This is a genomic window from Ferrovibrio sp. (assembly GCF_036381655.1).
Classification (GTDB): domain Bacteria; phylum Pseudomonadota; class Alphaproteobacteria; order Ferrovibrionales; family Ferrovibrionaceae; genus Ferrovibrio.
This window is the reverse complement of sequence record NZ_DASVCJ010000042.1, coordinates 1-5,490: the sequence shown is the minus strand read 5'-3', so window position 1 is coordinate 5,490 and position 5,490 is coordinate 1. Positions and strand designations below refer to the sequence as shown.

Genomic DNA, 5,490 nt, shown 5'->3' with positions numbered 1-5,490 from the left:
GACTGGTTCCTCAGTCTGATTGTGGCGAGCGCTGCGAAGGACCTGGCGCGCTTCCCCGCTTCCCGCGCGATGTTCCTGCCGGACGGCTTTCCGCCCTTTGCCGATTGGACCGGCGTCGCGCCGCGGCTGAAGAACGAGGCTCTGCTGGCCAGCTTGCGCCGGCTCAGTCAGGCGGGCGCGCGCGATTTCTACGAGGGCGAATTGGCCCGCAGATTGGTCCGAGATCTCGCGGCCGGCGGTTCGGTCATCACGGCGGACGATCTGTCCGGCTATCGCGCGCGGCTGGTCGAGCCGCTGCGCTACGATTATGCCGGCAAGACGCTGCTGCTGCCGCCCGGATTGACCGCAGGGCCGAGCCTGCGCGACGCGCTGACGGCCGCGGCACCGAAACTCGACCGCGCAGGCCTGGGGCCGCAAAGCTTCGTCGCCTATGCCGAGGGGCTGACTGAGGCCTACGAGAAGCGGCTGGCGAATATGGGCGATACCGAGAACCAGGGCGGCTGCACCACGCATCTTTGCGTGATCGACAAGGACGGCAACATGGTGGCGCTGACGCAGACGCTGCTCTCGCTGTTCGGCAGCCGCGTGATGCTGCCCGATAGCGGCGTGCTGATGAATAACGGCGTCATGTGGTTCGATACGCGGCCGGGCCGGCCGAATTCCATCGGACCGCGCAAACGGCCGTTGAGCAACATGCTGCCCAGCCTGGCGCTGAAGGATGGCAGGCCATGGCTGGCCATCGGCGCTTCGGGCGGGCGGCGCATCATGCCGGCGATCATGCAGATCATCTCCTTCCTGGCCGATTACAACATGCCGCTGGACGAAGCCTTCCATCAGCCCCGCATCGATGTCAGCGCGCCCGGGCGGCCGTTCTGCGATCCGTTGCTGGACGAGGCGAGCAAGACAGCCGTGAAGGCGCGATTTGCGCAGACGGACGAGAAGCGGCGCGATCCCTATCCGCTCGCCTATGCCTGTCCGTCGGCGGTGATGATCGAAGCGGATGGCACGCGCATCGGCATGACGGAGATCGCGCAGCCCTGGGCCGGCATGGCGGGGGCATAGGCTCTTGCGGGCCGCGGTCCTGGCGCTAGATCGGCAAGGATGGACCGCACGAATCATCCATCCTCCTGGCTGAAGCCGACGCCGCGCGGCCTGTATGTCGAACCTGGCGATTTCTATATCGACCCGGCGGTTGCGGTTGACCGTGCGGTGATCACGCATGGCCATAGCGATCACGCGCGGCCCGGCCACGAGCATGTGCTGGCCACCAGGGAGACATTGGCGATCATGCGGCTGCGGCTTGGCGCTCAGGCCGGCCGGCAGCAGCAGGCTTTGGGTTATGGCGAAGCGATCGACATCAAGGGCGTGAAACTGATGCTGGCGCCAGCCGGCCATGTGCTTGGCTCGGCGCAGGCCGTGCTGCAATGGCAGGGCTTTCGTGCCGTGGTTTCGGGCGATTACAAGAGGCGGCGCGATCCGACCTGCGCCGCCTTCGCCGTGCAGCATTGCGATGTCTTCGTCACCGAGGCGACGTTCGGCCTGCCGATTTTCCACCATCCCGATGACAAGGCCGAGATCGCCAGGCTGCTGCAATCGGTAGTCCTGTTTCCCGACCGCGCGCATCTCGTCGGCGTCTATGCCTTGGGTAAGGCGCAGCGTGTCATCATGCTGCTGCGCGAGACGGGCTATGACGTGCCGATCTATCTGCATGGCGGTCTGACGGCGATGTGCGAGCTCTATCGCGATCTCGGCCTGGCTTTGGGCGATCTGCGCGCTGTCGCCGCCGCGGCGAAGGCGGAACTGGCCGGGCAGATCGTGCTGGCGCCGCCATCGGCGCGGGACGAGCCCTGGGCGCGGCGTTTGCCCGACCCCGTCAACGCCGCGGCCTCGGGCTGGTTCGCCGTCAAGCTCCGCGCCAGGCAGCGCGGCCTGGAATTGCCGCTGGTGATTTCCGATCACGCCGATTGGGACGAGTTGAATGCAACCCTCGACGAGGTCGCCGCGCCGGAGGTCTGGGTTACGCATGGCCGGGAGGAGGCGCTGATCCACGCCGCAGGTCAGCGCGGCATCCGCGCGCGGGCGCTGTCCCTGCTCGGCTACGAAGAGGATGCGCCGTGAAATCCTTTGCGGCCCTGCTCGAACGCCTGATCTTCACGCCGGGCCGCAATGCCAAGCTCGCCCATCTGCAGGCATATTTCCGCGCCACGTCCGATCCGGACCGCGGCTGGGCTCTGGCGGCGTTGACCGGATCGCTAAATATAGCCGCGATCAAGCCGGCGGCGATCCGCGCCCTGGCCGAAAGCCGCAGCGATGCCGTGCTGTTCGGCTGGTCGCTCGATTTCGTCGGCGATCTGGCCGAGACGGTGGCGCTGATCTGGCCGCGGCATCGCGCGGCGACAGCTGCGCCGCCGAGCCTGTCCGAAGTCGTCGAACGCGCGCGCCTTGCCGCCCGCAGCGAGGCGCCGATGCTGCTGGCTGACTGGCTGGACCGGCTGGATGCGACCAGCCGCTGGGCGTTGATCAAGCTGTTCACCGGCGAGTTGCGGGTCGGCGTCTCGCAGCGTCTGGTCAAGATGGCCCTGGCCGCGTTCGGCGATGTCGCGATCGACGAGGTGGAGGAGGTCTGGCCGGGAGTGGCGCCGCCTTATGCCGGCCTGTTCGGATGGCTGGAGCGCGGCGCTGCCCGGCCGGCGGTCGACCATCTCGCCTCCTTCCGTCCGCTGATGCTGGCGCAGGCGCTGGAGGAGGCGGATGCCGCCAGGCTCAAGCCGGAGGATTTCTGCGCCGAATGGAAATGGGACGGTATCCGCGTGCAGCTTCTGGGCGGCATGGGCCAGACGCGTATAATCTCGCGCGGCGGCGATGAGATCGGCGCCAGCTTTCCCGAACTGGCGGAGCTGGCCGGCCTGCGCGCGGTGCTGGATGGAGAACTGCTGATCCGGCTGGGCGAGGTGCATGGCAGTTTCAATGAATTGCAGCAGCGGCTGAACCGCAAGACGGTCTCCGCCGCACAGATCAAAGCGCGGCCGGCCTTCGTGCGGCTATACGACATCCTGTTCGATGACGACGAGGATCTGCGTGGCCAGCCCTTCGTGCAGCGGAGGGAGCGACTGGAAGAATGGTATCGCCGGCGCGTGCTTGGAACGCCCATGATCGAGCGCTTCGATCTCTCCGCCCTGCTGCGGTTCGACAGCTGGCAGGAGCTGGCCAAGGCGCGGGCGCTGGCGGAATCGGTTGGCGCCGAAGGCCTGATGCTGAAGCGGCGTGACGGCCCCTATGTCGCCGGGCGGCCGAAGGGATTGTGGTTCAAATGGAAGCGCGCGCCGGATACGGTCGATGCCGTGCTGCTCTATGCCCAGCGCGGCCATGGCAAGCGCTCCTCGTATTATTCCGATTTCACCTTCGGCTGCTGGCGCGAGGAGGCGGACGGCAGGGCCGAGCTGGTGCCGGTCGGCAAGGCCTATTTCGGCTTTACCGACGAGGAACTGCGCGAACTCGACCGCTGGGTGCGCAGCCATACCATCGAACGCTTCGGCCCGGTGCGGCGGCTGGAGCCGGCCCTGGTATTGGAAATCGCCTATGAGGGCCTGCGGCGGTCGCCGCGGCATAAATCCGGCATCGCCCTGCGCTTTCCGCGCATTGCCCGCATCCGCTGGGACAAGCCCGCCGCCGAAGCCGACCGGCTCGAGGCTCTGCTCAGCCGGATCAGGGACTGACGCAGCCAGGGTGCACTGGCCGGCAGGGCCGTGTCGGGGCAGCAGGGTTGCGTTGGGGCAGGGCAGGCCGTATACCCCCGGCGCTACCCGGGAGCCTGATATGTCGCGGATCCGCCTCGAAGGTTTCGTCTTTCTCGCCGGCTTCATTGCCTGCGTGCCCCTCGCCAATTGGCTGATCGGCCATGTCGGAACCGTCTGCGTGCCACAGGGGCCCTGCCTCATTCCGGTGGCGCCCAGTTTCGGTGGGCGGAGTCTTACCGCGCCGAGCGGCGTGCTGATGATCGGCCTGGCCCTGGTGCTGCGCGACCTGGTGCAGCGCCGGCTCGGCAAATGGTGGTCGGTCGGCGCCATAGCCGTCGGCGCGGTTTTGTCCGGCCTGATCGCGCCGCCGGCCTGGGTGGTGGCGTCGGCGGCCGCCTTCCTGCTGTCGGAATTGGCCGACTTCGCCGTCTACACGCCGCTGCAGCGGCGCGGCCTGGTGCTGGCGGTGGTCGCCTCCAGCCTGGCCGGTCTGGTGGTCGATTCGGTCGTTTTTCTGCATCTCGCCTTCGGCAGCCTGGATTTCCTCCTTGGCCAGATCGTCGGCAAGGCCTGGATGGTAGTGCTGTCCATTCCGGCGATCCGGCTGCTGCGCAACCGCGACGCCAGGCTCGGCATCCAGCCGGCGGCCTGAGCGGCCGGCTTTCGGCGGTCAGCCTTTGTCGGTGCCGATCACGGCGGCGACCGCGGCGATCAGGCCGGCATCCTCGTCCAGCTCGCCGGTCAGCAGCCGGTACCAGTTGAAGCCGACGTAAAGGGCCAGCCGCGCCGCGATGCCGGCGGCGGGAATGTCGCCGCGGGCGGCGGCCTGCTCGAACAGACGCCGCAGCGGGGCAAGCCGGGTGGCGAGGAATTTCTCCTTCAAGGCCGCCAGCGCGGCCTCGCTGCCCTGGGCCTCGGCGATCAGGGCGCGAAAAGCGCGGCCCGACGGGCTGTTGCGCCAGAAGGACCACAGGGCGCTGGTATAAGCGACAAGGTCGCGGCGCAGATTGCCGGTATCGGGCACGACGAAGGCGGCATCCTTGTCGGCGGTATAGACAGCAATGAAGAGGTCCGCCTTGGTCGGCCACCAGCGGTAGATGGTCGGCTTTCCGGCGCCGGCCCGGCGCGCCACCTCGTCGATGGAAAACCCGGCGTAGCCTTTTTCAATCAAAAGGTTGCGGGCGGCCTGAAGGACCGCCGCCTCGGTCTGCGGATTGCGCCGGGCGCCGATCGAGGTGCGATGCGGGGCGGCTTTGGCTGCGGCCATGGCGGGCTCCTTGAGATTCCCTCTTGTCATAACGGAACGATCCGTTTATATCAACTAACGGAACGAACCGTTCCGTTTCGAATGGAGTCGCCAATGCTATTGCACAAGCTCGTATCCGTTTGGCCGCGCCTGCGCTTCCTGGCCATCCTGATGGCCGGCGCCTATGGGCTGATCAATCTGATCCTGTTCATCACCGCGCCGCTGACCGCAGGCTGGCCGGTTCCGGGTGTGACCGCCCTGGCGGTGCCGCCGATGGTGCTCGGAATGGTCTATCTGGTGATCCCGCTGGCCCGGCCCAAGAGCGGCGCCAGGCAGGCCTGACAGAACGACAAGGAAGCGGAGCGCCCTAGAGCGTAGTTCGATGTCTCTGAATCGTGTCTTGGGACCTGTTTGAGACGGTGGTGAGTCCTTTGTGAGTCGGCGCCGGTTTTGGGTTTCGGGTTTTCGACGAATCAGATTCACCATCCCTGCTGGTAGGAGGTCAGC

6 protein-coding genes are annotated in these 5,490 nt (G+C 67.0%); 5 read left to right on the top strand and 1 reads right to left on the bottom strand.

What is annotated here, in order from left to right; genetic code table 11:
* The 4 genes from VF194_RS09115 to VF194_RS09100 all read left to right on the top strand — a co-directional run.
* Positions 1-1,062 (top strand): gamma-glutamyltransferase (locus VF194_RS09115; protein ID WP_330890211.1); only part of this gene is annotated, 1,062 nt, incomplete at its 5' end.
* Between the two features lie 39 nt (positions 1,063-1,101).
* Positions 1,102-2,118 (top strand): ligase-associated DNA damage response exonuclease, encoded by a 1,017-nt coding sequence (locus VF194_RS09110; protein ID WP_330890209.1) that lies wholly within the window; start codon positions 1,102-1,104, stop codon positions 2,116-2,118.
* Positions 2,115-3,716 (top strand): cisplatin damage response ATP-dependent DNA ligase, encoded by a 1,602-nt coding sequence (locus VF194_RS09105; RefSeq protein ID WP_330890207.1) that lies wholly within the window; start codon positions 2,115-2,117, stop codon positions 3,714-3,716. The genes VF194_RS09110 and VF194_RS09105 overlap by 4 nt, the downstream gene beginning before the upstream one ends.
* 100 nt (positions 3,717-3,816) lie before the next feature.
* A complete protein-coding gene (locus tag VF194_RS09100; RefSeq protein ID WP_330890205.1) occupies positions 3,817-4,389 on the top strand; it encodes a VUT family protein in 573 nt (190 codons plus the stop codon).
* Between the two features lie 18 nt (positions 4,390-4,407).
* Here VF194_RS09100 and VF194_RS09095 read toward each other — a convergent pair whose 3' ends face one another.
* A complete protein-coding gene (locus VF194_RS09095) occupies positions 4,408-5,004 on the bottom strand; it encodes a TetR/AcrR family transcriptional regulator (protein ID WP_330890203.1) in 597 nt (198 codons plus the stop codon).
* Positions 5,005-5,097: 93 nt separating this feature from the next.
* Here VF194_RS09095 and VF194_RS09090 point away from each other — a divergent pair, with 93 nt between their 5' ends.
* Positions 5,098-5,325: a hypothetical protein gene (locus VF194_RS09090; RefSeq protein WP_330890201.1), complete on the top strand. Its 228-nt coding sequence runs from the start codon at positions 5,098-5,100 to the stop codon at positions 5,323-5,325.
* Positions 5,326-5,490: the final 165 nt, after the last annotated feature.

What these genes read in the sequence shown, in the direction of transcription:
- VF194_RS09110 (WP_330890209.1), top strand. Translation starts at nt 1,102, where the DNA reads ATGGACCGCACGAATCATCCATCCTCCTGGCTGAAGCCGACGCCGCGC.
- VF194_RS09100 (WP_330890205.1), top strand. Translation starts at nt 3,817, where the DNA reads ATGTCGCGGATCCGCCTCGAAGGTTTCGTCTTTCTCGCCGGCTTCATT.
- VF194_RS09095 (WP_330890203.1), bottom strand. Translation starts at nt 5,004, where the DNA reads ATGGCCGCAGCCAAAGCCGCCCCGCATCGCACCTCGATCGGCGCCCGG.
- VF194_RS09090 (WP_330890201.1), top strand. Translation starts at nt 5,098, where the DNA reads ATGCTATTGCACAAGCTCGTATCCGTTTGGCCGCGCCTGCGCTTCCTG.